The sequence below is a fragment of the Loigolactobacillus jiayinensis genome, from assembly GCF_003946445.1.
Lineage (GTDB): Bacteria > Bacillota > Bacilli > Lactobacillales > Lactobacillaceae > Loigolactobacillus > Loigolactobacillus jiayinensis.
Window position 1 is genome coordinate 1 of record NZ_RHOF01000012.1, and the last position, 26,400, is coordinate 26,400.

17 protein-coding genes, 6 tRNA genes and 3 rRNA genes are annotated in these 26,400 nt (G+C 45.0%); 4 read left to right on the forward strand and 22 right to left on the reverse strand.

The window, feature by feature from the left end:
* Positions 1-15 precede the first annotated feature (15 nt).
* The 9 genes from EKM80_RS04360 to EKM80_RS04400 form a co-directional block, all read right to left on the reverse strand.
* Positions 16-88: transfer RNA gene (locus tag EKM80_RS04360), tRNA-Thr, on the reverse strand.
* Between the two features lie 14 nt (positions 89-102).
* A tRNA-Leu gene (locus tag EKM80_RS04365) sits at positions 103-184 on the reverse strand.
* 19 nt (positions 185-203) lie between these two features.
* Positions 204-276: transfer RNA gene (locus EKM80_RS04370), tRNA-Lys, on the reverse strand.
* Positions 277-279: 3 nt separating this feature from the next.
* A tRNA-Val gene (locus EKM80_RS04375) sits at positions 280-352 on the reverse strand.
* 12 nt (positions 353-364) lie between these two features.
* A 5S ribosomal RNA gene (gene rrf / locus EKM80_RS04380) occupies positions 365-481 on the reverse strand.
* A gap of 81 nt (positions 482-562) precedes the next feature.
* Positions 563-3,485, reverse strand: a 23S ribosomal RNA gene (locus EKM80_RS04385).
* Positions 3,486-3,647: 162 nt separating this feature from the next.
* Positions 3,648-3,720, reverse strand: a tRNA-Ala gene (locus EKM80_RS04390).
* 14 nt (positions 3,721-3,734) lie between these two features.
* Positions 3,735-3,808: transfer RNA gene (locus tag EKM80_RS04395), tRNA-Ile, on the reverse strand.
* 94 nt (positions 3,809-3,902) lie between these two features.
* Positions 3,903-5,472, reverse strand: a 16S ribosomal RNA gene (locus EKM80_RS04400).
* The 16S, 23S and 5S rRNA genes sit together here with 6 tRNA genes alongside, the layout of an rRNA operon.
* Before the next feature lie 626 nt (positions 5,473-6,098).
* Here EKM80_RS04400 and EKM80_RS04405 point away from each other — a divergent pair.
* Positions 6,099-6,896, forward strand: a complete 798-nt coding sequence (locus EKM80_RS04405) for a tyrosine-protein phosphatase (RefSeq protein ID WP_125551899.1) — start codon at positions 6,099-6,101, stop codon at positions 6,894-6,896.
* Positions 6,897-6,981: 85 nt separating this feature from the next.
* On the opposite strand, the gene lysS is transcribed toward EKM80_RS04405, so the two are convergent.
* The 13 genes from lysS to EKM80_RS04470 all read right to left on the reverse strand — a co-directional run bounded on the left by lysS (position 6,982) and on the right by EKM80_RS04470 (position 23,519).
* Positions 6,982-8,475 (reverse strand): lysine--tRNA ligase, encoded by a 1,494-nt coding sequence (lysS, locus tag EKM80_RS04410; protein ID WP_164509502.1) that lies wholly within the window; start codon positions 8,473-8,475, stop codon positions 6,982-6,984.
* Between the two features lie 125 nt (positions 8,476-8,600).
* Entirely contained in the window at positions 8,601-9,599 is a 999-nt protein-coding gene (dusB, locus tag EKM80_RS04415; protein ID WP_125551901.1) for a tRNA dihydrouridine synthase DusB, read from the reverse strand.
* Positions 9,600-10,004: 405 nt separating this feature from the next.
* The gene (hslO, locus tag EKM80_RS04420; RefSeq protein WP_125551902.1) at positions 10,005-10,886 is read right to left on the reverse strand and encodes an Hsp33 family molecular chaperone HslO; all 882 of its coding nucleotides are present in this window, start codon (positions 10,884-10,886) and stop codon (positions 10,005-10,007) included.
* A 129-nt stretch (positions 10,887-11,015) separates the two neighbouring features.
* A complete protein-coding gene (gene ftsH, locus EKM80_RS04425) occupies positions 11,016-13,202 on the reverse strand; it encodes an ATP-dependent zinc metalloprotease FtsH (RefSeq protein WP_125551903.1) in 2,187 nt (728 codons plus the stop codon).
* A 99-nt stretch (positions 13,203-13,301) separates the two neighbouring features.
* Positions 13,302-13,844: a hypoxanthine phosphoribosyltransferase gene (hpt, locus tag EKM80_RS04430; RefSeq protein ID WP_125551904.1), complete on the reverse strand. Its 543-nt coding sequence runs from the start codon at positions 13,842-13,844 to the stop codon at positions 13,302-13,304.
* A 78-nt stretch (positions 13,845-13,922) separates the two neighbouring features.
* Positions 13,923-15,287, reverse strand: coding sequence for a tRNA lysidine(34) synthetase TilS (gene tilS / locus EKM80_RS04435; RefSeq protein ID WP_125551905.1), 1,365 nt, complete (start codon positions 15,285-15,287; stop codon positions 13,923-13,925).
* Between the two features lie 68 nt (positions 15,288-15,355).
* A complete protein-coding gene (locus EKM80_RS04440) occupies positions 15,356-15,868 on the reverse strand; it encodes a S1 domain-containing RNA-binding protein (protein ID WP_125551906.1) in 513 nt (170 codons plus the stop codon).
* A gap of 79 nt (positions 15,869-15,947) precedes the next feature.
* The gene (locus EKM80_RS04445) at positions 15,948-16,361 is read right to left on the reverse strand and encodes a septum formation initiator family protein (RefSeq protein ID WP_125551907.1); all 414 of its coding nucleotides are present in this window, start codon (positions 16,359-16,361) and stop codon (positions 15,948-15,950) included.
* A gap of 221 nt (positions 16,362-16,582) precedes the next feature.
* Positions 16,583-16,846, reverse strand: coding sequence for an RNA-binding S4 domain-containing protein (locus EKM80_RS04450; RefSeq protein WP_125551908.1), 264 nt, complete (start codon positions 16,844-16,846; stop codon positions 16,583-16,585).
* Between the two features lie 19 nt (positions 16,847-16,865).
* Positions 16,866-18,452, reverse strand: coding sequence for a putative polysaccharide biosynthesis protein (locus tag EKM80_RS04455; RefSeq protein ID WP_125551909.1), 1,587 nt, complete (start codon positions 18,450-18,452; stop codon positions 16,866-16,868).
* Between the two features lie 9 nt (positions 18,453-18,461).
* Entirely contained in the window at positions 18,462-21,983 is a 3,522-nt protein-coding gene (gene mfd / locus EKM80_RS04460) for a transcription-repair coupling factor (protein ID WP_125551910.1), read from the reverse strand.
* 3 nt (positions 21,984-21,986) lie between these two features.
* Positions 21,987-22,553, reverse strand: coding sequence for an aminoacyl-tRNA hydrolase (pth, locus tag EKM80_RS04465; RefSeq protein ID WP_125551911.1), 567 nt, complete (start codon positions 22,551-22,553; stop codon positions 21,987-21,989).
* 366 nt (positions 22,554-22,919) lie between these two features.
* Positions 22,920-23,519: a TetR/AcrR family transcriptional regulator gene (locus EKM80_RS04470; protein WP_125551912.1), complete on the reverse strand. Its 600-nt coding sequence runs from the start codon at positions 23,517-23,519 to the stop codon at positions 22,920-22,922.
* A 264-nt stretch (positions 23,520-23,783) separates the two neighbouring features.
* Here EKM80_RS04470 and EKM80_RS04475 point away from each other — a divergent pair, with 264 nt between their 5' ends.
* The 3 genes from EKM80_RS04475 to EKM80_RS04485 all read left to right on the forward strand — a co-directional run bounded on the left by EKM80_RS04475 (position 23,784) and on the right by EKM80_RS04485 (position 26,224).
* Positions 23,784-24,413, forward strand: coding sequence for an ECF transporter S component (locus tag EKM80_RS04475; RefSeq protein WP_125551913.1), 630 nt, complete (start codon positions 23,784-23,786; stop codon positions 24,411-24,413).
* Between the two features lie 161 nt (positions 24,414-24,574).
* Positions 24,575-25,558, forward strand: coding sequence for an L-lactate dehydrogenase (locus tag EKM80_RS04480; protein WP_164509500.1), 984 nt, complete (start codon positions 24,575-24,577; stop codon positions 25,556-25,558).
* A gap of 267 nt (positions 25,559-25,825) precedes the next feature.
* Entirely contained in the window at positions 25,826-26,224 is a 399-nt protein-coding gene (locus EKM80_RS04485) for a PTS sugar transporter subunit IIA (RefSeq protein WP_164509501.1), read from the forward strand.
* Positions 26,225-26,400: the final 176 nt, after the last annotated feature.

A 26,400-nucleotide genomic window follows, 5' to 3' on the forward strand; every position in this document is an offset into this window, starting at 1 on the left:
ATATTCAATTAAAAATGCCGACTAGACGATTCGAACGCCCGACCCTCTGATTACAAATCAGATGCTCTACCAACTGAGCTAAGTCGGCATAAACCCTTCAAGTGCGGGTGAAGGGACTCGAACCCCCACGCCTTGCGGCGCTAGATCCTAAATCTAGTGCGTCTGCCAATTCCGCCACACCCGCAAATATTTAAAACTGGCAATGAGCCGTGACAGGCTCGAACTGTCGACCCTCTGATTAAAAGTCAGATGCTCTACCAACTGAGCTAACGGCTCAAATGGAGGTTACAGGGTTCGAACCTGTGACCCCCTGCTTGTAAGGCAGGTGCTCTCCCAGCTGAGCTAAACCTCCAAATGAAAAAGTGCATGGCAACGTCCTACCCTCGCAGGGGGTGCTCCCCCAACTACTCTCGGCGTAAAGAAGCTTAACTTCTGTGTTCGACATGGGAACAGGTGTATCCTTCTTGCTATCGCCACCATACCACTTTCTGAGAACGTTGCGCTCTCAAAACTGGATATTCAATTTTCTGCCTTCGAATTAACCCTGCATTTTTAATGCTACTTGGTTAAGTCCTCGACCGATTAGTATTGGTCCGCTCCATGCCTCACGGCACGTCCACTTCCAACCTATCTACCTGATCATCTTTCAGGGGTCTTACTTCCATAAAGGAATGGGAAATCTCATCTTGTGGGGGGCTTCACACTTAGATGCTTTCAGCGTTTATCCCGGCCATACTTAGCTACCCAGCGATGCGCCTGGCGGCACAACTGGTACACCAGCGGTATGTCCATTCCGGTCCTCTCGTACTAGGAACAGCTCCACTCAAATTTCCTACGCCCGCGACGGATAGGGACCGAACTGTCTCACGACGTTCTGAACCCAGCTCGCGTACCACTTTAATGGGCGAACAGCCCAACCCTTGGGACCAACTACAGCCCCAGGATGTGATGAGCCGACATCGAGGTGCCAAACCTCCCCGTCGATGTGGACTCTTGGGGGAGATAAGCCTGTTATCCCCAGGGTAGCTTTTATCCGTTGAGCGATGGCCCTTCCATACGGAACCACCGGATCACTAAGCCCGACTTTCGTCCCTGCTCGACCTGTAAGTCTTGCAGTCAAGCTCACTTATGCCTTTACACGCTATGAATGATTTCCAACCATTCTGAGTGAACCTTTGGGCGCCTCCGTTACTCTTTAGGAGGCGACCGCCCCAGTCAAACTGCCTACCTGACACTGTCTCCCGCCACGCTAAGTGGCGCGGGTTAGAGGGTTCATACAGCAAGGGTAGTATCCCACCAATGCCTCCACCGAAACTAGCGTTCCGGCTTCAACGGCTCCTACCTATCCTGTACAAGCTGTACAAACACTCAATATCAAGCTACAGTAAAGCTCCATGGGGTCTTTCCGTCCTGTCGCGGGTAACCCGCATCTTCACGGGTATTATAATTTCACCGAGTCTCTCGTCGAGACAGTGCCCAGATCGTTACGCCTTTCGTGCGGGTCGGAACTTACCCGACAAGGAATTTCGCTACCTTAGGACCGTTATAGTTACGGCCGCCGTTTACTGGGGCTTCATTTCTGGGCTTCGTACCGAAGTACTAACTCATCCACTTAACCTTCCAGCACCGGGCAGGCGTCAGCCCCTATACGTCATCTTACGATTTAGCAGAGACCTGTGTTTTTGATAAACAGTCGCCTGGGCCTATTCACTGCGGCTGATCGTTAGATCAGCACCCCTTCTTCCGAAGTTACGGGGTCATTTTGCCGAGTTCCTTAACGAGAGTTCTCTCGCACACCTGAGGATACTCTCCTCGACTACCTGTGTCGGTTTGCGGTACGGGTAGTTTATTTCTCACTAGAAGCTTTTCTCGGCAGTGTGACATCAAGGACTTCGCTACTAAAATTCGCTCCCCATCACAACTTGTCCGTACAGGTGCAAGCATTTGACTCACACCAAGACTTGTTGCTTGGCCGCACATTTCCAATCGTGCGGATCCTTTAGCCTCCTGCGTCCCTCCATCGTTCAAACAAAATAAACTAGTACAGGAATCTCAACCTGTTGGCCATCGCTTACGCCTTGCGGCCTCAGCTTAGGTCCCGACTAACCCTGGGAGGACGAGCCTTCCCCAGGAAACCTTAGTCATACGGTGGACAGGATTCTCACCTGTCTTTCGCTACTCATACCGGCATTCTCACTTCTAAGCGCTCCAGTTGTCCTCACGATCAACCTTCAACGCCCTTAGAACGCTCTCCTACCATGACCACAAAAGTGGTCATCCACAGTTTCGGTATTATGTTTAGCCCCGGTACATTTTCGGCGCAGGGTCACTCGACTAGTGAGCTATTACGCACTCTTTAAATGATGGCTGCTTCTGAGCCAACATCCTAGTTGTCTATGCAACCCCACATCCTTTTCCACTTAACATAAATTTGGGGACCTTAACTGGTGGTCTGGGCTGTTTCCCTTTCGACAATGGATCTTATCACTCACTGTCTGACTCCCGGATAATTCATCAATGGCATTCGGAGTTTATCTGAATTCAGTAACCCAAGACGGGCCCCTAGTCCAAACAGTGCTCTACCTCCATGATGGTCAATTCCGAGGCTAGCCCTAAAGCTATTTCGAAGAGAACCAGCTATCTCCAAGTTCGTTTGGAATTTCACCGCTACCCACACCTCATCCCAGCATTTTTCAACATACACGGGTTCGGTCCTCCAGTGTGTTTTACCACACCTTCAACCTGGACATGGGTAGGTCACTTGGTTTCGGGTCTACGTCAACATACTAAACGCCCTATTCAGACTCGCTTTCGCTATGGCTCCGCCTTATCAGCTTAACCTCGCATGCAAACGTAACTCGCCGGTTCATTCTACAAAAGGCACGCTATCACCCATTAACGGGCTCTAACTAATTGTAGGCACACGGTTTCAGGAACTGTTTCACTCCCCTTCCGGGGTTCTTTTCACCTTTCCCTCACGGTACTGGTCCACTATCGGTCACTAGGTAGTATTTAGCCTTGGGAGATGGTCCTCCCAGATTCCGACGGAATTTCACGTGTTCCGCCGTACTCAGGATCCTGAACGGAGAGTCGTCAATTTAGCTTACGGGACTTTCACCCTGTTTTGTTCAGCATTCCAACTGACTCAGCTATCAACGACTTTGGTAACTCCAAAGTTCAGTCCTACAACCCCACAATGCAAGCATCGTGGTTTGGGCTGTTCCCTGTTCGCTCGCCGCTACTTAGGGAATCGATTTTTCTTTCTATTCCTGCAGGTACTGAGATGTTTCAGTTCCCCACGTTTACCTCTCATAAGCTATGTATTCACATATGAGTAACCAACGACTAAGTTGGCTGGGTTCCCCCATTCGGAAATCTTCGGATCAAAGCTTACGTACAGCTCCCCGAAGCATATCGGTGTTAGTACCGTCCTTCATCGGCTCCTAGTGCCAAGGCATCCACCGTGCGCCCTTCTTAACTTAACCTATTTGATACCTGACGGTATCACGGTTAGAGTTTAGCGATTAAGAAATACTTTCTTAAAAAACTCTTTAAAACGCAGTGTTAATTCTCGGTTTATATATTACTATTACAAAAAATTGAATATCCAGTTTTCAAAGTACAACGTTTAACAGCTCTCGCTGTTATGGAGGATAACGGGATCGAACCGATGACCTCCTGCGTGCAAAGCAGGCGCTCTCCCATCTGAGCTAATCCCCCATATTAATTAGAAATGGGCCTAAATGGACTTGAACCATCGACCTCACGCTTATCAGGCGTGCGCTCTAACCAGCTGAGCTATAGGCCCAAAAAAGCGTCCAATTAATATAAGTATGAGAGTAAGCCTCTCAAAACTAAACAAAATTTCGACAAAATGTGTAGGTTTCCGTAATTATCCTTAGAAAGGAGGTGATCCAGCCGCAGGTTCTCCTACGGCTACCTTGTTACGACTTCACCCCAATCATCTGTCCCACCTTAGGCGGCTAGTTCCCTAAAAGGGTTACCCCACCGACTTCGGGTGTTACAAACTCTCATGGTGTGACGGGCGGTGTGTACAAGGCCCGGGAACGTATTCACCGCGGCGTGCTGATCCGCGATTACTAGCGATTCCGGCTTCATGTAGGCGAGTTGCAGCCTACAATCCGAACTGAGATCGGCTTTAAGAGATTAGCTTACCCTCGCGGGTTCGCAACTCGTTGTACCGACCATTGTAGCACGTGTGTAGCCCAGGTCATAAGGGGCATGCTGATTTGACGTCATCCCCACCTTCCTCCGGTTTGTCACCGGCAGTCTTACTAGAGTGCCCAACTAAATGCTGGCAACTAGTCATAAGGGTTGCGCTCGTTGCGGGACTTAACCCAACATCTCACGACACGAGCTGACGACAACCATGCACCACCTGTCACTTTGTCCCCGAAGGGAAAACTGTATCTCTACAGCGATCAAAGGATGTCAAGACCTGGTAAGGTTCTTCGCGTTGCTTCGAATTAAACCACATGCTCCACCGCTTGTGCGGGCCCCCGTCAATTCCTTTGAGTTTCAACCTTGCGGTCGTACTCCCCAGGCGGAATGCTTAATGCGTTAGCTGCGGCACTGAAGGGCGGAAACCCTCCAACACCTAGCATTCATCGTTTACGGTATGGACTACCAGGGTATCTAATCCTGTTCGCTCCCCATACTTTCGAGCCTCAGCGTCAGTTACAGACCAGACAGCCGCCTTCGCCACTGGTGTTCTTCCATATATCTACGCATTTCACCGCTACACATGGAGTTCCACTGTCCTCTTCTGCACTCAAGTTTTCCAGTTTCTAATGCACTTCTTCGGTTAAGCCGAAGGCTTTCACATCAGACTTAAAAAACCGCCTGCGCTCGCTTTACGCCCAATAAATCCGGATAACGCTTGCCACCTACGTATTACCGCGGCTGCTGGCACGTAGTTAGCCGTGGCTTTCTGGTTGGATACCGTCAAAGGACTAACAGTTACTCTAGTCCCTGTTCTTCTCCAACAACAGAGTTTTACGAGCCTAAACCCTTCTTCACTCACGCGGCGTTGCTCCATCAGACTTTCGTCCATTGTGGAAGATTCCCTACTGCTGCCTCCCGTAGGAGTTTGGGCCGTGTCTCAGTCCCAATGTGGCCGATTACCCTCTCAGGTCGGCTACGTATCATCGTCTTGGTAAGCCGTTACCTTACCAACTAACTAATACGCCGCGGGTCCGTCCAAAAGTGACAGCCAAAGGCCGTCTTTTACATTCAGACCATGTGGTCTAAATGGTTATGCGGTATTAGCATCTGTTTCCAAATGTTATCCCCCACTTAAGGGTAGGTTACCCACGTGTTACTCACCCGTCCGCCACTCACGTCAATCAACGTCCACTGCAAGCAGCTTCGGTCGACGTCAGTGCGTTCGACTTGCATGTATTAGGCACGCCGCCAGCGTTCATCCTGAGCCAGGATCAAACTCTCATATAAAATGAAAATTGATTGCTCAATTGTTTTTGTTGCTAGCGAGTTATAATTCAAATTGAATTGACTTCGCAAATGTTTGCTTTACTTCGAACCGGTCCGAAAACCAGTAAAAAATAAAGACCCTACACATTTGATTTGTCGAAAATTTGTTCAGTTTTCAAAGACCTACTTTGTTGCTCAACACAACTTAATCAGTTTATCATGACTCGCAAAGCTTGTCAAGAACTTTTTGAATAAATATTCAAGTTGTTTATGACTGATTTATTTATGCCTTGCTATATTAGGCTTTTCGTTTGCATGTTTATGCAAGAGAAATGGATAACTCGCAAGTGACAACTTTATTAGTATATCAACTTCAGTAACAAGTGTCAACAAAAAGTTTTAAAAAACTTTTTAAATCGTTTGTTTGCTTCAATTGACAACAAAGAACACTATACCAGCCTTTTTAAAAATCGTCAAGCAATTCTACTAAAAAAATATTTACTGGATAATATCAACCAAATAAGTCTTAATGTTCGTTAAAATGAGTAAATAGCCACTTTTCAACCGATACCAATTAATTCTCCTTTGTGTTTTCTAACTAAATCGCTTAAACTTAAAGACAACAATCTATAGAAATGAGTGAAATTATGAGTGAGCTACGTATTTTACCACTAGAACAAGGTTATAATTTTCGTGAACTTGGTGGCTATAAAACAAATACTGGTCAACAAACAAAATGGCATAAGATAATTCGTGCTGCGCAACTGAGCGAATTAAGCAAGCATGATTTAGCCTGGTTAAACAACTATGGATTACAAACAATCATTGATTTTCGTTCACCAGAGGAAAAAGCTGCTGCGCCTGATCATGTGCCCGCCAATAGTCGTTACCAATTTCTACCAGTCTTTGCAGTCGATGAGACTAAGAATTCAATTGCACCACAAGAACTGCTTAACGACTTACGCCGTGACCCTGATGGCCATAAGCAAATGTTACAAGTCTATCAAAATTTAATTCGCGATACCCATGCACAACAAACCTACCGTCAATTTTTTGCTTATTTACTAGCTAATGACACGCCTGAGCACAGTTCGCTCTTTCACTGCACTGCTGGTAAAGATCGTACTGGCATCGGTGCAGCGTTATTTTTGGGTGCTTTAGGCGTACCCTTACCGCAGATCACCGCTGACTACCTTTTAACGCAGAAAGCTTCTGTACAGGCCTTTACTGCTAATATGGCTCAGGTTGAAGCTTACCCGGGGATCACACCAGAACAAGTGGCTGGAGTTCGCGATTTGATGTCCGCATATCCGGAGTACCTCAATGCCGCTTGGACGACCATTACAGAGCTAGCCGGATCGTTGTCTAATTATCTGCGTACTTACTTGCAACTTAGCCAAACCGACCTAACCGACCTAAAGCGAATTTATTTAACCAATAACTAAAGCAAGTCCAGCCCAGTGCTGACTTGCTTTTTTTGCGCAAAAAAAGCAGATAAATAGAAACTTATCTGCTTTTTACTACTATAAATTAAATTTCTTCGTCGGACAATGCTTTTTCTGGTCGCATTGTTGGGAAAAGTTGGACATCGCGAATTGAATCAACGTCAGTTAATAACATAACTAACCGATCGATACCGATACCTAGTCCACCCGTTGGCGGCATCCCGTATTCCAAAGCTTCAACGTAATCTTCATCGATACCGTGTGCTTCGTCGTTACCCTCTTCACGTTCTTCTGCCTGAGCTTCAAAACGTTGCTTCTGATCGATTGGATCATTTAATTCGGTAAAGGCGTTGGCGTATTCACCACCATGGATAAATAATTCAAATCGTTGGACGAACCTTGGATCTTTAGGATCTTTTTTCGCCAATGGTGAGATTTCAATTGGATGACCGTAGACAAACGTTGGTTGTGTCAGGGTACCTTCAACGTAATCTTCAAAGAATGCGTTGATGATATGCCCAACTTGCCACCAGCCTTCATATTTGACATCATGTTCATCAGCCAATTTTTGGGCTTGTTCAACTGTCATTTCTGGCCAGAAATCAACACCAGTCTTTTCTTTGATCAAATCGACCATGTGTGCACGCGCAAATGGCTTGTCTAAGTCAATGGGTTGGCCTTGATAAGTAATCTGGCCCGAACCATTAACTTTTTGAGCGGCAAACCGGACGATACCTTCTGTTTCGTCCATTACATCGCCTAAATCCCAATAAGCAGCATATGTTTCTAGCATCGTAAATTCTGGATTATGCTTCGTATCAATCCCTTCATTACGGAATACACGTCCAATTTCATAGACACGTTCCATTCCGCCAACAATTAGCCGCTTTAAATGTAATTCCAACGCGATCCGTAAATATAGATCGATGTTTAAAGCATTATGATGCGTCGTAAATGGTCGTGCTGAAGCACCACCGGCTTGTGTATGCAATACTGGCGTTTCCACTTCAATAAATTCATTGGAATCCAAATATTCGCGCACGGCACTCACAATTTTGCTGCGCTTCATAAAGCGGTCAAAACTGTCGCGATTTGCGATTAGATCCAAATAACGTTGCCGATACTTTTGTTCAACATTTTGTAAACCATGGTATTTATCTGGTAATGGCCGTAATGCCTTGGTCAAAAACGTCACGTGGTTAGCCCGAACTGTCAATTCACCAGTATCAGTTTTCATAACGTCGCCAGTGACACCCATGATATCACCTAAATCAGAGCGCTTGAAAATATGATAATTCTCTTCGCCCACACGATCTTTACGGACGTAAACTTGAATCCGGCCGTCACGGTCAGCAAAATCAGCAAAACCGACTTTCCCTTTACCCCGTTTAGTCATCATGCGCCCAGCAATTGTGACAATATGTTCTTCTGCCTCTAATTGCTCCTTCGATTCATCAGCGTACTGCGTGCGAATCTGTTCGCTCGTTGCGTCGCGCTCGAAGCGTTGACCAAAAGGATCAATACCTTCTGCGCGCAATTCGTCCATCTTTTCGCGGCGCACCCGCAATTGGTCATTCATTTCAGTCGGTTTTTGACCGTTTTTAGCCACAATAATTCCTCCATTTCACGTCATACATAATTACATTTTGCCGATTTCATACTTAAAATGCAAGCCCCTTTTGGAAAGAAGGCCGAAAAGTGACACTATTTTGCGCGTTCTAACTCGCGGGCTTCCGTTTGTGTCACAAAATCATCAAAAATCGTATCAACTTCAGCTTCAGTTTCTGCATTGTTGACAGCAACTTTCGTTTTAGCTGCCCGTGCGATCCCCTTTAAATAGTAAGCTGAGGATGTCCGAAACTCGTGGACACCGGTATGTTCGCCCTTTAACTCAACTAATCGGTGTAAATGAGCCTTAGCCGTGCCGATTTTTTGCCGTGGTGTGGGTTCTGGCAATAAAATACCATCCTCTAGATACTCAGCAGTTTGCTTTAAGATCCAAGGATTGCCTAGTGCCGCCCGCCCGATCATAACTGCTGTGCAGCCAACTTCGTCCAGCATCCGCTTAGCATCTTCTGGTGTCCGCACATCCCCGTTACCCATAAATGGAATCGAAATATGATCACGTACGTCCTTTAGAATATTCCAATCAGCGTGGCCACTGTACATTTGTTTGCGCGTGCGTCCGTGCATTGCTAGGGCTGAAGCACCAGCTTTTTCGGCAGCCATGGCGTTTTTTACAGCAAAAATATGGTCATCATCCCACCCAGTCCGCATTTTTACGGTAACCGGTTTGCTTACTGCTGCAGTCACTGCCGCAACCATTTCGTAAACTTTATCTGGATCTAATAACCAGCGCGCACCAGCATCTGTTTTAACCACTTTGTTAACCGGACAGCCCATATTAATATCAATGATATCTGCGCTAGTGTTTTGATCAACAAATTTTGCGGCTTCCACCAAGGTTTCCTTAGTACCACCAAAGATCTGCACACTTACTGGGTGTTCCGTTGGGTCAACGAATAACATGCTCATTGTTTTCGTATTGTGATGCAAAATACCACGATCACTGATCATTTCACAAACCACTAAACCGGCACCAAATTGCCGACAAATTACACGAAAGGCCGCATTAGTGATTCCTGCCATTGGCGCCACAACAACTTGATTAGGTATTTTAACATTACCGATCTGCCATTCCATTTTTATTAACCACCTTTTTTAAGTGCGTGTTCCATTAGCTACTCGAGTTGCCAGTTAGTTTAACGCATCAGCCACACGATAAATGACCAACAAACATAGCTAAGCGCAACAGCCTTTTCAAACACATTTATACAAATTCAATTAAAATCCACTTTTCCAAGAACATCTTTTGTATCATAGCACAAATTCGCAATCACGAAAACCGACTAGACTTCTTGTTTCTGAAAATCGCGGTTAAATGCGTAGCTAGCTATTAATGTGCGCCGCGTTTAGGCTAAGAAATCACCGTGCTTTCTCACATTAGATGCGGCCAACAGAAAACGCTCACGCTTAATTATTCAATTCAGCCAATAAAAAAAGGCGCCATGCCAGCACTTTCGCCGACATCGCTCCTTGATCATTGTCTTAAGCTTCGTAGTTATCCTTTAGCGTCTGTAATTCTGCTGCACTAAACTGATATTTGGTGTTGCAGAACCGACAAACAGCCTCAGCACCATTATCTTCATCGATCATTGCTTGAATTTCTACTGGCTTCAATGCCGCAATTGACTTACCAAAACGTTCCTTGGAACAATCACATTTGAAAGCCACTGGAACTGTTTCCAGGATTTCTAGGTCAGCCCCCAGAATTTCCTGCAAAATTTGTTCTGGTGTTTTACCTTGACGTAATGACGCGGACACCAACGGAATCGTCTTCAACTTGGCCTCCAAGTCAGCGGCCACTGCATCATCTGCGCCGGGCATCATTTCAATCAAGAAACCACCAGCCACTTCAACTGTGTTATCTGGATTAACGAAAACTGACACGCCAATTGCAGATGGAATTTGTTCGGAAGCAGCCATGTAATAGGTGAAATCATCACCAAGTTCACCGGAAACAATTGGCGTCTGCCCAGTAAATGGTTGGCCTAAGCCAAGATCCTTGGTCACCGCAATTGTACCGGCAGTTCCAACCGCACCACGAACATCAATGTGTTGTTGCTCATTTAAGGGTAGGTGAACATGGGGGTTTTGGATATAGCCTTTAACTGTCCCGTGGGCGTTACCATCAGCAACGATTGCCCCAGCTGGTCCATTACCCATAACTTTAACCGTCATTTTCTGCTCATCTTGCAAACCAGCAGTGCTCATCAGTAACGTTGCCACTAAGGTACGGCCTAATGCAGCCGAAGAAGCGCTCCACGTTCCATGCCGCCGTTGTGCTTCCGCTACAAGATCACTGGCATCCACGGCAAATGCACGCACGGTACCGTGATGGGCCATACTTTTAACTAAATAATCACTCATTGTTAAATTCTAACTCCTTTTAACTAGGTTTGGTTGTTCTCTAATTTACCACAAGCTGATCAAAAAAACTGCTAACAACTTAAATTTGTGCAAAACGAAAGGCCGGAACAATTGTTCCAGCCTTGGGTCTTATTCTTTATGCTCGTCATCTGATGGCGTATCGGTTGCATCAGCGTTAGAAGCTGCGCTAGATGGTACCGCTGCGGAATCAGTTGCTGATTCTGATTCAGCTGACGTTGCTGTACTAGCAGCATCAGTAGTTCTTGAAGCTGAACTCGTTGCAGTGTTATTTGATTCTGGTGTTGCTGAATCATCCTGCTTATCCTCAGCTTGTTTAGCAGCATCTTGACGTTCCAATTGTTTCTTGGATTGTTCAAAAGTAGCTGCCTTTTCACTTGGGAATTCTTCGGTGCCAGCTTCATCAGGCATTTCGCCAGTATTGAATAAGCTGAGAATTTGTTTCTCGTTCAAGGTCTCACGCTTCAACAATTCTTCGGCAATTAACTTATGTTGTGCACGGTGCGCTTGGATAATTTCGTAAGCCTGTTGATGGGCTTCGTTCATGATCCGGCGGACTTCATCATCAATTGCTGTTGCTGTTGCTTCAGAGTATGGACGAACGCCAAATTCTGTTTGTTGCATTGCTGCACCCTCATACTGAATATCGCCTAACTTAGCGCTCATCCCGTATTGGGTAACCATAGCACGTGCCAATTGTGTGGCTTGTTCAAAGTCATTAGAAGCCCCAGTGGATTGCGTGCTGAAAATAATTTCTTCAGCCGTCCGGCCACCAAGTAAACCAACGATTTGTTCAGTTAATTCTTTCTTAGTCATCAAGAATTGATCTTCACGCGGTAACATGATCGCATATCCGCCAGCGCGGCCACGCGGTACAATGGTAACTTTGCGGACAATTCGTGAATCACTTAAAACTAACCCAGCGATAGTATGACCAGCTTCATGGTAGGCCACCATGGTCCGTTCTTTCGGACTGATAACACGATCACGCTTAGCTGGACCAGCAATGACTCGATCTTCGGCTTCATCAACATCTGAGGCATCAATCTTCTTCTTATCGCGCCGAGCTGCAACTAAAGCAGCTTCGTTCAATAAGTTTTCTAGATCGGCACCAACAAAGCCTGGTGTTGTCCGTGCTAAGACTTTAAGATCAACGTCATCCGCTAATGGTTTGTTCTTAGCATGAACTTTCAAAATAGCTTCACGACCCTTGACGTCAGGACTCCCAACCAAAATCTTCCGGTCGAAACGGCCTGGACGAAGCAAGGCTGGATCCAATACATCAGAACGGTTAGTTGCGGCAATGACAATAACACCTTCACTACCAGTAAAACCATCTAATTCAACTAACAATTGGTTTAAGGTTTGTTCACGTTCATCGTGACCGCCACCCATGCCGCTGCCACGTTTACGACCAACCGCATCAATTTCATCAATAAAGATGATCGCTGGTGCGCTCTTTTTGGCTTGTTCAAACAAGTCACGCACACGACTAGCACCGACACCGACGAACATTTCAACGAAGTCAGAACCAGAAATTGAGAAGAACGGTACGCCCGCTTCACCAGCGACCGCCTTGGCTAGTAACGTTTTACCAGTACCAGGAGGACCCTCAAGTAAGACACCGGCTGGGATCCGCGCCCCTAAGGACACGAACTTCCGCGGATCTTTCAAGAATTCGACCACTTCGACCAATTCCTGTTTCTCTTCTTCCGCACCTGCGACATCAGAGAAACGAACCTTATTGGCCTTTTTATCAGCTGGTTTAACCTTGGATTTACCAAAGTTCATCACTCGATTGTTGCCACCGCCACCTTGGCCAGCTTGACCCATCATCATATAGAAGAAGAAGATGATCATAACCAGTGGTAAGGCGTACAACAAGATTTGAATCCAGAAACCACTAGATTCTTCAGCCTTGGTATCCATTGTAATGTTATTCTTTTCAGCTAAGCGGACCACTGTGGCCACTTGTGAATCGCTGTCCAACATAATTGTGGTAAAGCTCTTCACACTGGTCTTAGAGTTCGGTACTAAACCGAAACCGCCGCTGTTTGAGGTAACTTTTTGCGCTTTGCGATAGTCACCGGTGATCTTATAAACACCGTTATTTGGCTGTACACTAAAGTCTTTGATCTTGTTATTTTTCAGTTGAGTAATGAATTCACTGGATTGTAATTCTTTCGACTGTGAACTGGATTGCCCGTTTGAGAAGAAATAAATGATTCCAATCAAACTGAGAAAGATAACAATATAAAACAGACTATTGCGAAAAAGTCCATTTCGCTTGTTTTTCATACGTGACCTCCGTTTCCGAATTGTTATCAAGTTTTAAAAATGATACCTTGTCATATCATTTCAGTTATTGATGATAGCATATTTGACTTTCATTGACTATTATTTCGTTTGATAAACTTCAGATTTTAAAATCCCAATATACGGCAGGTTACGGTAATGTTCAGCATAATCTAAACCATAACCAACTAAAAATGCATTGGGCACCTTAAAACCAACATAGTCAGCATCCACCGGTACAACTCGTGTTTCCGGCTTGTTTAATAAGGTACAGATTTTCACTGATTTAGCTTGTCGATACTTAAATAGATCGACCAAATAGTTCAGCGTGCGCCCTGTATCAACGATATCCTCCACAATCAGTACATCGCGATCCTGTAATGGTGTGTCGAGATCTTTGATGATCTTCACTTCACCAGTCGATTGGGTACCGCCTTGATAACTGGAAACGTCTAAAAAGTCCATTTCCAAAGGGGTGTCGATCTGGCGAACCAAATCAGCCATAAATAGCATTGCACCCTTTAATACACAAATCACCAATGGATTTTTATCCGCATAATCCTTGGTTATTTGCGCGCCCAACTGCGCCGTGACATCGGCGATTGCTGCTTGATCGTATAAAATACGTTCAATATCCTGATGCATGGTTAAACTCCTCTCCAACTTACAATAAGTTGTGACCAAGTGACAAGTTTTTTAATTCTTTACTTTGTTACAACAACGTTATTCAGCTGTATTTTTAATCATTAGTCTGTAATGTATTTTATCAGTTTGTTGCGGGTTAAACAATTGCGATTTTTTCACGCCCAGTAGCCATAAGACAGTATTTTGCTGCGTTGTGATCAACCATAATCGTTCACGCTGCTGCTGCGGAATCTTTTGATCACTTAAAATGCGCTTAATTTTTTGATGGCCGTGCCGCAAAACTAGCCGATCGCCCGGCTGACGATGGCGTAGCACAAGCGGTAATTCCGTCGGCGCCAGCCAAACATCCAACGTGGTGGCAGTAAGCGGTAAAGCCCCACTAGCTGCGTGTAAACTAACCTGCCACTCGTCAACCTGACAGACTTGTTCCGGTGCCAAATGGTGAACCGTCGCAGTAACTGGTGGTGGCGCTGGCGTAATTGTAAAATACTGATAACTTTTAATGAGCTGCCAACCCGCCGCTAAATCTAACTGTGCCTGTGCTTGAGCGCCTTGTAATAGCGCCCAGATCTCCGCTTTTTGGCGCTGATTGACCCCAATGGCATGCGCAACTAATAAACGCGTTAATAAGCGGTCTAATGCTAGATATTGCACATCCGTTGATAGGTGCTGCCACTGCGCTAAATCACCGTAATAACCCGGCGTTAAAAAATGACCACTGGCAGTTATAATCTGATCCATTTGCCGCTGATTGACGCGTAACAAACGCTGCAATTGTTCCGCATAAGCTGCCGCGTGCTCCGCCGCTAGTGGCTGGCGCTGTTTCAATACAGGCACCACTTGCTGCCGAATCTGGTTACGCGCAAAGTGAGTATCATGATTGGTTTCATCTTCAAAATAAGTTAACTGCTGTTGCTGCACATACGCACGCAATTGTTGCCGCGTAAATGGCAGCAACGGCCGAATTAAATTAGCGTGCGCAAATGGTCGCTTGGTGGCAATTGCAGCTAACTGCTGGATCGCACCACCACGGCCTAAGCGCATCAACATTGTTTCCAACTGATCATCAGCATGGTGCGCCGTCAGTAGTAGTGGAAGCTGTTGCTGCTGCAAAACTTGCGCAAAATATGCATAACGGAATTGTCGTGCTGCGGCTTCCGTACCGTGTGTGGGGTGCTGTTCCAGTGGCCATTTAGTTTGATATAGCGGCCAGTGGTGCGCGGCACAATACGCGGTTAAAAAGGCTGCCTCGCCAACACTGGCGGCACGTAATTGGTGATTGACATGAACAACGTTAATTTTTGGCCGCAGGTTCAACGGCAATTTTGCCAGTAAATCCAACAAAGCCATTGAATCGGCGCCAGTTGACACGGCCACCAGTACCGGCGTTTGTGCGGTCCATAAATTTAATTGCTTAACATGTGTGGTAAATTCAGTTTGCAAAGTTACACCTCCTACCGCGCCAACTAAAAAACGAGTTCAGGCTTATCCCGAACTCGTTGACGTTACTATTAGCTACGACGACCGCCACGGCCGCCACGCTTACCTTCAGTATTGCGCTTTAAGTCAGTTAAACGTGATTCACTGTCTTTAAGAAAATCGGATAAAAGATCGTCAAAGTCTTCCTTTTTGTTGGTTTCTTGGAAATGACGCCGACCACCGCCAGCTCGACCTTGTGCATGTGAGCTAGTATGATTGGAACGATTATTCTGCCGCGGACCTGAATCATTTGAACGATGTGGTGCGTGTTCATGATGACTAGTGTGCTCATGTTCTTCAGAAGCAGGTTTATCAACCGCCTTACGAATTGACAAACCGATCTTACCGTCATCACCAACTGACATTACCTTAACTGTGACTTCATCGCCAACAGAGAGGACATCATGAATATCTTTAACATAACTATCCGAAATTTCACTAATATGGACTAGGCCTGTCTTACGATTACCTAAATCAATAAACGCACCAAAATTCGTGATTCCAGAAACCTTACCAGAAACTTTAGCTCCGACTTCAATTGACATAAAAAAGTTTTTCCTCCTTAGATCATGTACTCATAAGTATAGCACAGGAAAGGGCTGTTGCAAGCGTCTCACACGTGTTTTATTTCGTCGAGATCGTCGGGGCTTTATCCTGTGGCAAACTATAAATTGTTTCATTATTTTTAGAATAATAATACTTCTGCCGAATCACTTGTTGCAGATAATCATCATTTTTAAGTTGCGACTCTTGTAACTTCAATTGTTGCTGTTGTGCCTTAGTTTGCTTCAATTTAGTTTTTTTAGTCGCTACTTGACTAGTCGTTGTCACTAATGATTGATGCGCTTGATAAATCTGCACACCACACACTAGAAAAATAACAGCTAACAGTCCAATCAAAAACAAAATACGGCGTCGATGCACATGTTGAACATGATGTGCACGTGCTTGCTTTTTTTGCCGTACCCGCTCAATTTCGGCGTACGGGTCAACTGCGGTCTGCTTAGTCGTGCTATTTTTTTTCTTAGTAAGCAGCATAACCGCACCCTTCTTTCATTAAAAATATGACTGTTTCTAGCTAAAAATTTCTGCTCTAAAACAAGTTCATCACACTGTTACTACAGCGTTTACCTAATTCTACCCAAAGTATAACAAGCTTTTTCAACAGTGTCCACGTAGAAGCGTACAATACTTCAAAAAAATTAAAAATTATTAATTCTTTTCACTACTCATTTTGCACGATCAACTAAAAAAACTTACTAGAACTTCTCAGCAAAGGTTTCCGAAACGATATCGTACATTTCTTCGGCAGCCTCTTTTTTCGTTGTTTCGAATAAAGCATTAACTTTGACCGTTAACGTTTTATTGCCAAACTTAATTATTAAAACATCGCCAACAGAAACATCAGTTGATGATTTAGCCACCTTATCATTGATCAAGATTCGCCCTTTATCGGCAATTTCTTTGGCAACGGTGCGGCGTTTAATGATACGTGAAACCTTTAAGAATTTATCTAAGCGCATAATATTTACTCACTCTCTTTTAATTGTCTTTTTTATTAAACCGGCGTAGAAATTGTTTACCCATTGGCAGCGCCAACCACTCACGGATGGTCAATAAGTGTAGCACTCGTGTTAAAAACAAAAACAAGCTCCCACCAATAATGATACACACCAGCACTAAGCCACCGGTAGCTAATCGTCCAGGTTGTAACCATTGTACAAGTTGATGGAAAAAAACACCAACCACTAGCGCCATACCGCCAACGCAAACCATTAATTTCAGTAAGAATTGTTGCCGGAATAGTGCTTGTTGAATATAACTGCGCGAACGCCACCAAATCAGTCCAAACATGACAAACAACGCCAAAACAGTTGCGCTACTAGCACCATTGATCTGCCAGCGCCGCACTGCCCAACCATTAACGGCCAGCTTAACTGCCAGCCCAACTAGCAGTGCCAGCGTTGGTAAACGATACTCGCCTAAGCTTTGAAAAACACTACTATAACTGGAAATTAGTGCTACTAACACAATGCTTAGCATGTACAGGGCTAACGCCAAATCACCTTGCGTATTACCAAAAAGCAAGCGATTGACCCCAGGCATCAATGCAATTAAGCCACCAGCTGCTGCTGCCGAAAACGTGAAACTTAAGCGGATCATCATCACCGCTTGTCGATAAAATTCGTTATGACGCCGCCGTTGCAGTGCCCGCGTCAAACTCGGTAGCAACGAAGCCGACAGCCCAGTTGCCAGCACCAAGCCCAGTTGAACCAACGGCTGGCCACGATCGTATACCCCTTTTAAGCTTTTAGCTGCTGCTTGGCCTAGGCCCGCAACCACTAAATTATTTTTAACCGAAAAAGAATCCATTAATTGTAATAAAACGATCAACGAGGCAAATAGACACAACGACCCACCTTCAGCGAGAAAACGGCGGAGTAATTCACCATAGCGCGGTGCAGGCACCTTTGACGGCGGCATCGTTGCAGTACGTGCCCGCCGCCACCAAAAATACAGTAAAACGCTACTAGCGGCTATCGCACCAAAAGTAGCCCCGCTCATCGCCCAGGTGCCCATTTTATAAACGGACCAGTGACCACGCACTGCCCAGACAGCGGCCAGCAAAATCACCGCCACCCGCACTAATTGTTCGGCAACTTGTGAAATCGCGGTTGGCACCATCACGAAACGGCCTTGAAAGTAACCGCGACTCAGCGCTAGCCAAGGCATAAATAGAAACATCCACGCCACGGCCTCGATCAGCGGTGCCAACTGCCGATCGCCCATCGCGTGAGCAATACCGCCAGCGCCAAACTGTAAGCCAATGAAAATTAGTGCGGACAGTCCGGCTAGTAGAATTGCACTACGCCGCAACGTTTCGCGTTGCCAACCAAGATCCGTTTGTTCAGCAATCAATTTGGAAATAAATACCGGCAAACCAGATAACGCAAAGGTCATCCCGATGCCATACAGTGGGTAGATCTGTTGATACACGTAAAAACCAGTGTTGCCGACTAAGTTTTGAAACGGGACACGATAAACAGCACTGAGAATTTTCGCAATCAACGCCGCCAACGACAGGATAAAGGCGCCATTAACAACGTGCTTCATTTGTTTATTTTGCATCACTTAACCTCACGCTGGCGTGGCTTGCTGCACAATTGCTGCTAAGCCAGTTAAGAACTGTGTTAATTCTTCCAACCAATCTGGCTGGCGCATTTTCGGTTGAATGACTAGTGCGACCACTAGTTTGTCACCATCCATTTTAACGGTGGCTTTTAATTTAGTTTTGCTTAACGCCTTGAAGACGTCTTCTGGCGCAATCTGGCGAGTACCCTTAGCCGATAATTTAACGCGTAATTGTTCATCGACGTGGCGGATACGCTCAACCAGCGCTTGGTCAGCATACACTTTCAGCAAGCCAATCGCCAGTAAATGAGCCACCGGATCTGGATAGTCGCCGAAACGATCAAATAGATCAGCTTGTAATTCTTCCAGATCAGCTGGACTACTTAACTCACGGACACGCTTATACAATTCAATTTTCTGCCGTTGATCGGTGATGTACTCACTTGGCAAATAAGCCTCAATACCCAGATCCAGCTCGGCATCACTTTTAACTTGTGCTGTTTTACCTTGCTTCTGGGCAACCGCATCCGCTAGCATCTGCGAGTACAGATCGTAGCCGACGGAATCAATGAACCCATGCTGCTGCTTGCCTAGTAAGTTGCCGGCACCGCGAATTGATAGGTCGCGCATGGCAATTTTAAAGCCAGAACCTAATTCGGTGAAATCACGAATTGCCGCTAAGCGTTTTTCGCTGATCTCAGTCAGCACCTTATTCTGGCGGTACATGAAGTACGCATAGCCCACACGACTGCTACGGCCAACCCGCCCCCGTAATTGATACAGTTGCGCTAAGCCCATGTGGTCAGCGTCTTCGACAAACAAGGTGTTAACATTGGGCATATTGACCCCATTTTCAATGATCGTTGTGGTGACGATCACGTCATAGCGGCCGTGGACAAATTCATACAAGGTATTCTCCAGCTGTGCTTCAGTCATTTGGCCGTGGGCATACGTCACCGTAGCTTGGGGCACTAGCGCTTCAATATTGGCCACCGTACGTTCAATGTCTTCCACACGGTTATGCAAATAAAAGACTTGCCCGCCACGCGCTAATTCACGTTCAATTCCAGAGCGCAAGGCGCCAGCATTTTGTTCCATCACGTAGGTTTGCACCGGATAACGGTTAGCTGGTGGCGTTTCAATCACTGACAAATCACGCACACCGACCATCGACATGTTCAACGTACGGGGAATTGGTGTTGCCGTCATGGTCAGGACATCCACGTTGGAACGCAAGGTTTTCAGTCGTTCCTTGGCCTTAACGCCAAAACGCTGTTCCTCATCGACCACTAGCAAACCTAAATCACGAAAGTCCACGTCCTTGGACAAAATCCGGTGAGTGCCAATGATCACGTCAGCTTGCCCACTTTTAATTGCCGCCAGTGAAGCTTTGATCTGTTTTGTCGTGCGGAAGCGCGATAGTAATTCAACTTGTACCGGAAAATCGGCGAAACGTTGCATCATAGTATCAAAATGTTGTTGTGCCAAAATCGTTGTTGGCACTAAGAACGCAGCTTGCTTACCATCTTGAATCGCTTTAAATACTGCCCGCAGCGCCACTTCAGTCTTACCAAAGCCAACATCACCGACTAGCAGTCGATCCATCGGCTTAGGCTTTTCCATATCATGTTTGATCTCGGCGACACTACGCAACTGGTCATCGGTTTCCGTATAGGGGAACGCGTCCTCAAACTCGTGCTGATATTCATTATCTGGTGAAAACGCAAACCCCTTTTCCGCTTCCCGTTGTGCGTACAATTCAATCAAGTCATCCGCAATATCTTCAATTTTTGAACTGACTTTGCGTTTTGTCTTAGCCCATTCACTACCGCCCAGTTTATTGATCCGTGGTGTTTTGCCTTCAGACGCAACGTACTTTTGAACTAAATTTAGTTGGCTGACTGGAATAAATAATTTGGCGTTATCTTGATACAAAATGGTGATGTAATCTTGGTGTGCGCCATCGACCTCTAGGGTTTGCATACCGACATACTTACCAATCCCATGATTGACGTGGACCACGTAATCGCCAGGATTCAGTTCATTATAACTTTTAATGCGTTCGGCATTGGCTAATGTTTGGCGCCGAATACGCTTTTTGACCGGCTGATTGAACAATTCTTTTTCTGTGACTACCACTAGGTTCGCATCCGGTAATTCGAAGCCATTTTGCAAGGTAGCCGCAACGATCTGTACTTGCTGTAACTGTAACGTGGCTGGTTTGGCCAGCGTCGCCTTGATCTTAAAGTCGCGTAAAATACGCCCAACGCGCTCACGGCGTTCATCGTCACCAACCATGACGATAACCGTCTGTTGCTGCATTTGCCAGCGATCAATTTCCGCTTTGAACAACGGCATTTGGCCGAAGAATTGTTGCATGTCCCGATTTTGTAAATCTAAAATCTGGTCTAAGCGTAAATTGCCCATCCCTTTTTGGAACAAGGTCAAATAAAGGTGCGTGTGTTTGTTTTTACGCAACAAGATTTTTAGTTCAGTACTGATTTTTTGACTGTGTAGCATGCGGTGGTCAGCCACTTCTTCGGCCTGCCATTGGTCAGCATCAGCCGCTAATTCGATTTCACTTTCCTGCATCCGTGGATAATCGTCGAGTGCAATCAAGCCATCCGCTGGTAAATAATCGGTTAAATTGGCTGCCGGCCCGTAAATTAAATCGCGGAAACGAACGAGTTCCGGGATAACCTCACCCTTTTCCAACGCGGCAATCACCGGCGCAATGTTATTGGTCAGCGCTGTTTGCTCACTGGCCTCCTTCAACTTGGCCAGCTCAGCTTGATAGGCTTTTTTAACCCGTGGTGCCGCTTGCTTTAATAGTTCTGGGGCCACTAAAAAGTCAGTCGCCGGCAATAAAGTAAATTCAGTCAAATTTTCAATGCTGCGTTGGGTGCCAGCCTCAAAGTAACGTAGTGAATCCACTTCAGTGTCGAATAAATCGATTCGTACAGGATTAGCTGCGTTTAATGGATAAATATCGATAATATCCCCACGCATGGCAAATTCACCTGGCCGACCAACCAGCTGTTCACGGGTGTAGCCCATACCGACTAATTGCTGCCGCAACTGAATTGGATCCAGTTCGCCACCTGGCTTGATGGTTAACGCACTAGCCCGCCACATATCAGGTGTCGGCAATAGTTGCCGTACCCCAGCCAATGAAGCAACAACAATACCGGGCTGTTGTTGCGCCAAAAATGTCAGCGCCTGTACCCGCTCGCTACGGTACTCTGGCGAACTGACCGCTACCTGTGCCGCCATCACTTCATCAACAGGAAATAACTTAACCTGAGTTTCCGGCAATAAATTAGTTAAATCATCTACTAACTGGCTGGCATTGAATAAGCTATTGGTCACCACCAGCAGTGGTTGTTTCTTAGCACGCAAAACAGCGCTCAATAGCAATGAGCGCGCCGAATCCTGCAAACCGGTAACCAGTTGCCGACTATGCGGCGTTACCTGGCCGAGCCAGTCTTTTATTTTTGGTGCCTGTAAAAGCAGTTCAGTTAAATCCATAGCCTATCCCTTCCGATTATACTGATTCATCACCTGCATGAAGTCAGCGCCTTTAGTCCAATCTTCCAGCGCATCGATGGCAGTATCGATACTTTGATCAACTAACGGCTGTGCTTCAGCACTAAATGGTGACAGCACCCAATCAACGACGCTACGTTTTTCCGGATGGCCGGTACCAATACGCACACGATTAAAATCAGCGGTACGTAAAAAGCTGATCAAGCTTTTAATGCCATTGTGGCCGCCAGCTGAACCATGCTCACGCAACCGTAACCGGCCTGGTACCAAGTCCATATCATCATACACGATCATCAATTCATCCATTTGGATTTGGTAATACGTCATCAACGGCTTTACCGCGCGCCCAGATTCGTTCATAAAAGTTTGTGGCTTAACTAAGTAAACCTTCTCGCCATTTTCAAAATAAGTTGCGTAATTAGCTTCAAATTGACTATGACTAAAAGTGACATTGTGTGCCGCCGCCATCCGGTCTACCGTCATAAAACCGACATTATGCTTGGTACGACTATATTTTTGTCCAGGATTACCTAAACCAACGATCATTTTCATTAGAAATTTTCCACCTTATCTTGATATCACTTAAAATTAGTTTAATTTAGTGTCCTGCAACTCAGCTAGCGTAACCACAATTACCGACGTACACTAGCTTTTCTGTGCCCGTAAAAAAATCTGTGACACGAAAACGACCGGCAAAATTAGTTTGCCGGTTCCAACAGAATTATTATTGGCTATTATACCATACCCAGCAGTGCTTTTCCGTTCAGTAGCTGCCCACATCAATTAAATCAAAACACCCTAATCGTTAAAATGTGCTACGCCAATTTTGATACCAGAAAGCACCTTACCGTATCCCGTCACTAACTCACATCGTGACCCGCACTTATTTTCACTCAATAAGTTTCAGCAGTTGGCCCTTTATTTGCGTGGTAGCAGCGATTGCATCATATTAATTTGGTCATTGATCCGTTTTTCGGTGATTGCACCGGTGATGGCCAATACGCTTAAGCCTTCGATAATAAGCATGAAGGTTTCTGCCAATTCATCCAAGTGTTGCTCCAGTAAAATTCCTTGTGTGACACCTAATTGCAAAATAGCATAAATCGTTTGTTGACTGGAGCTGATCTGCGCTTGTTGAAACGCATGGTCTGCTGCGGAATTGTGGGTGTAATAATATTCATAGGTGGCTCGCAGTAAGCTATTCCCAACTTGGTTTAGCAAGCGATCTTTATGTTCGGCAAAATATTTAGCCAGCAGCTCTTCAAAAGGGCGATTGGCTTTAACCTCTGCCCGAATGCCGTCAAATTTACGGCTACTCCTTTGCCCAATTACGGCTACAAAAATGGCATCAACTGAATCAAAATATAAATAAATACCGCCACGACTAATACCACATTCATCAATGATATCCTTCATCGTGACATCAAGTAATCCTTTGCGGCCAAAGACTTGCCGGGCACCTTTTAAAATATTTTCACGCTTAATTTGTTTGCGTTCTTCGTTAGTTTTGTTTGACATCAAAAAACCTCTTTAATAAAAGTAATGACACTAGTGTCATTTTGAAGTATACTCATTCCAATGACACCGGTGTCATCGAAGTAGTCAAACGCTAGCGACCACTTTATTAGCTGCCCGTTCATGACTCAAATAACGACTATGACGGCTTCATTCATTATACATGAATTCGTTTATTTAGCTAAATGACGGCCCTTTATTTGGCCGTACACGTTTTTGAGCGGGCCTTAAAAACAAAGTAGTCACTAAAAATTGGAGTGAACAGCTATGACAAACGATTTACATACCAAAAAATTAGTTTATACCGCTATCTTGTTGGCCATTTTATTTTTATTGTACGTGACGCCCCTAGGCTTTTTACAGCTTGGTCCTTTTGCAATCACAACGTTGCACATCCCAGTCATTGTTGGTTCGATCATACTCGGTTATAAACGAGGCGCTTTTTTGGGCTTAGTTTTCGGCTTGCTTAGTTTGTACCGCTCAACGGTGACCATGACACCGACTAGTTTTGTTTTTTCACCATTTGTCCCAGTACCAGGTACAGGCCACGGTAATGTATTAGCCATTGTGGTGTCACTGCTGCCCCGCATCTTAGTTGGCATCACGCCAGCATTGGTTTTTGCGCTGCTGCACAAGCACAAAATTAATCGTAGCCTAAGTTATGGTTTAGCTGGCCTTATCGGCTCGTTAACTAATACTGTTTTAGTATTAGGCTTAATGGGACTGATTTTCGGTAAACAATTAGGTTATCACTCATTAACAGCCATTTTAGTGATGATTGGTGGTGTGATCGTTTCCAACGGCTTTGTTGAAATGATCGTAGCGACCTTAGTGACTATTTCGTTGGCCAGTGCATTTGCCATGGTTGAAAAACGGCTAATGAAGCCAACCAAATAATGGACCACTGCAGCTATGATCATTAGTCGTGTAATGATTATTCTAAGATAACTTTTAAGTTAAATCTTTGCATTTTGATTAGATTTTTTATATTTCCTTAGGCAAATTAATTGGGATATGCTATGATGATATTTCCAAAATAATCGCTCAATTAAGAAGGGATGAAAGCTATCTTGGCAACTGAAAAACATCAAAAAGTACTGCTCGTCGGTGACGGTGCGGTCGGTTCTAGCTACGCCTTTGCCTTAGTACTCCAAGGAATCGCGCAAGAAATCACTATCGTGGACATCGCAAAAGACAAAACTGAAGGTGACGCGCTGGATCTGTCCCACGCCTTAGCTTGGAACTCGCCAAAAACGATTCATGCTGGAACTTACGCCGATGCAAAAGATGCTGATCTTGTCGTAATCACAGCTGGTGCCCCACAAAAACCAGGTGAGACACGGCTAGATCTTGTTAGCAAAAATTTGAAGATCCTCAAATCCATTGTTGATCCAATTGTTGAATCAGGTTTTGACGGTATCTTCCTCGTCGCTGCTAACCCCGTTGACATCTTAACTTACGCAACTTGGAAATTATCTGGTTTCCCACAAGAGCGTGTGATCGGTTCTGGTACTTCCCTAGATACCGCCCGCTTACGCCAAGCAGTTGCAGAATTAGTTGGCGTAGCAGCTCGCTCCGTCCACGGCTATATCATGGGTGAACACGGCGATTCTGAGTTCTCCGTTTGGTCGCATTTAACATTTGGTGGCGAACGGATGAGTGAATTCATGGAACATCATCCCGAAATCACACAAGCTGACCTTGATAAAATTTTTGTTAGCGTTCGTGATGCTGCTTACACTATTATTGAAAAGAAAGGTGCTACCTTCTATGGTATCGCCGCTGCCTTAGCACGGATCACCAAAGCCATTTTTGATGATGAAAATGCAATCATCACCCTGTCAGCCTATATGCAGGGTCAATACGGCTTAGATGATATTTATATTGGCACGCCGGCAGTGATCAACCGCGGTGGCTTGAAACACATTATTGAATTACCGTTGAATGAAGCTGAACAAGCAGCCATGACCAAGTCAGGTCAAGAACTCAAGGCTTTAGCTGAACAAGCCTTTAAAGAAAATGGTATTGAAACTCGCCAGTAATATTCATGAAAATAGCTTGACCTTTTCCGAATCACCGCTAATTAGCTTACTGCTAACTTTAGCGGTGATATTTTTTATTTAAAGCTGCTAATTACCGTTAGATCAAGCGATTCCTTTATTATATTTAAATAAAAATAAGGCAGGAACACGGTGTAAGCGTTGACATTTTATCGTGAACGTGCTTTCATAAGGGTATAGGAATCACAAGCCGGTTTTTAAAATTAAAAACTGACTCCTATAGGCTATAGTAAAATGGAGGAATGCATTATGGCACAATACACAACAATTATCACAGGTCACGGCGGTTTCGCGGATGGTATCAAAAACACCCTTAACCTACTTTCAATTATTCCCGATAATTATAAATTCGTAAATTTTGAAAATGGTATGGCCGAAGCTGACTACAAAAAAGCATTAGCTAAGGAAGTTAAGGCTGGTGAACCAACTGTCTTATTCACTGATATCTTTGGTGGCACACCTTTCAAAGTCTGTGCTGAATTAGCGTATCACAATGACAAGGTTCAAGTCGTTACTGGCTGTAATATCGGCTCACTGATGGAAGCAACTTATAACAGCTATCGTTCATTACGCGACTACGCTGACGATTTAGTTGTTATTTCTAAAAACTTCACTACGCGCTTAGGTGCTGAAAAAGTTAACAACTAGGCAATACTACAATCACTAATTCCAAAAGAGTTTGGGCCTAAGTGCTCAAGCTCTTTTTTATGTTAGTTCATGCTGCGATTGCAACTAGCCATTCTCTTTTGTCATTATTTATTGTAAAATAAATAAGTTCTCTTTTTAACGCACTTTTAAGCTAAATTAAAGGTTCGTTCGCTATC

Coding starts and splice junctions, on each gene's coding strand:
- EKM80_RS04450 (WP_125551908.1), bottom strand. CDS start 16,846: ATGCGCTTAGATAAATTCTTAAAGGTTTCACGTATCATTAAACGCCGC.
- hpt (WP_125551904.1), bottom strand. CDS start 13,844: ATGCATCAGGATATTGAACGTATTTTATACGATCAAGCAGCAATCGCC.
- hslO (WP_125551902.1), bottom strand. CDS start 10,886: ATGAGTGATTATTTAGTTAAAAGTATGGCCCATCACGGTACCGTGCGT.
- mfd (WP_125551910.1), bottom strand. CDS start 21,983: ATGGATTTAACTGAACTGCTTTTACAGGCACCAAAAATAAAAGACTGG.
- EKM80_RS04470 (WP_125551912.1), bottom strand. CDS start 23,519: ATGTCAAACAAAACTAACGAAGAACGCAAACAAATTAAGCGTGAAAAT.
- EKM80_RS04405 (WP_125551899.1), top strand. CDS start 6,099: ATGAGTGAGCTACGTATTTTACCACTAGAACAAGGTTATAATTTTCGT.
- EKM80_RS04440 (WP_125551906.1), bottom strand. CDS start 15,868: ATGTCAATTGAAGTCGGAGCTAAAGTTTCTGGTAAGGTTTCTGGAATC.
- EKM80_RS04480 (WP_164509500.1), top strand. CDS start 24,575: ATGAAAGCTATCTTGGCAACTGAAAAACATCAAAAAGTACTGCTCGTC.
- lysS (WP_164509502.1), bottom strand. CDS start 8,475: ATGAATGACCAATTGCGGGTGCGCCGCGAAAAGATGGACGAATTGCGC.
- EKM80_RS04445 (WP_125551907.1), bottom strand. CDS start 16,361: ATGCTGCTTACTAAGAAAAAAAATAGCACGACTAAGCAGACCGCAGTT.
- EKM80_RS04475 (WP_125551913.1), top strand. CDS start 23,784: ATGACAAACGATTTACATACCAAAAAATTAGTTTATACCGCTATCTTG.
- pth (WP_125551911.1), bottom strand. CDS start 22,553: ATGAAAATGATCGTTGGTTTAGGTAATCCTGGACAAAAATATAGTCGT.
- EKM80_RS04455 (WP_125551909.1), bottom strand. CDS start 18,452: ATGCAAAATAAACAAATGAAGCACGTTGTTAATGGCGCCTTTATCCTG.
- dusB (WP_125551901.1), bottom strand. CDS start 9,599: ATGGAATGGCAGATCGGTAATGTTAAAATACCTAATCAAGTTGTTGTG.
- ftsH (WP_125551903.1), bottom strand. CDS start 13,202: ATGAAAAACAAGCGAAATGGACTTTTTCGCAATAGTCTGTTTTATATT.
- EKM80_RS04485 (WP_164509501.1), top strand. CDS start 25,826: ATGGCACAATACACAACAATTATCACAGGTCACGGCGGTTTCGCGGAT.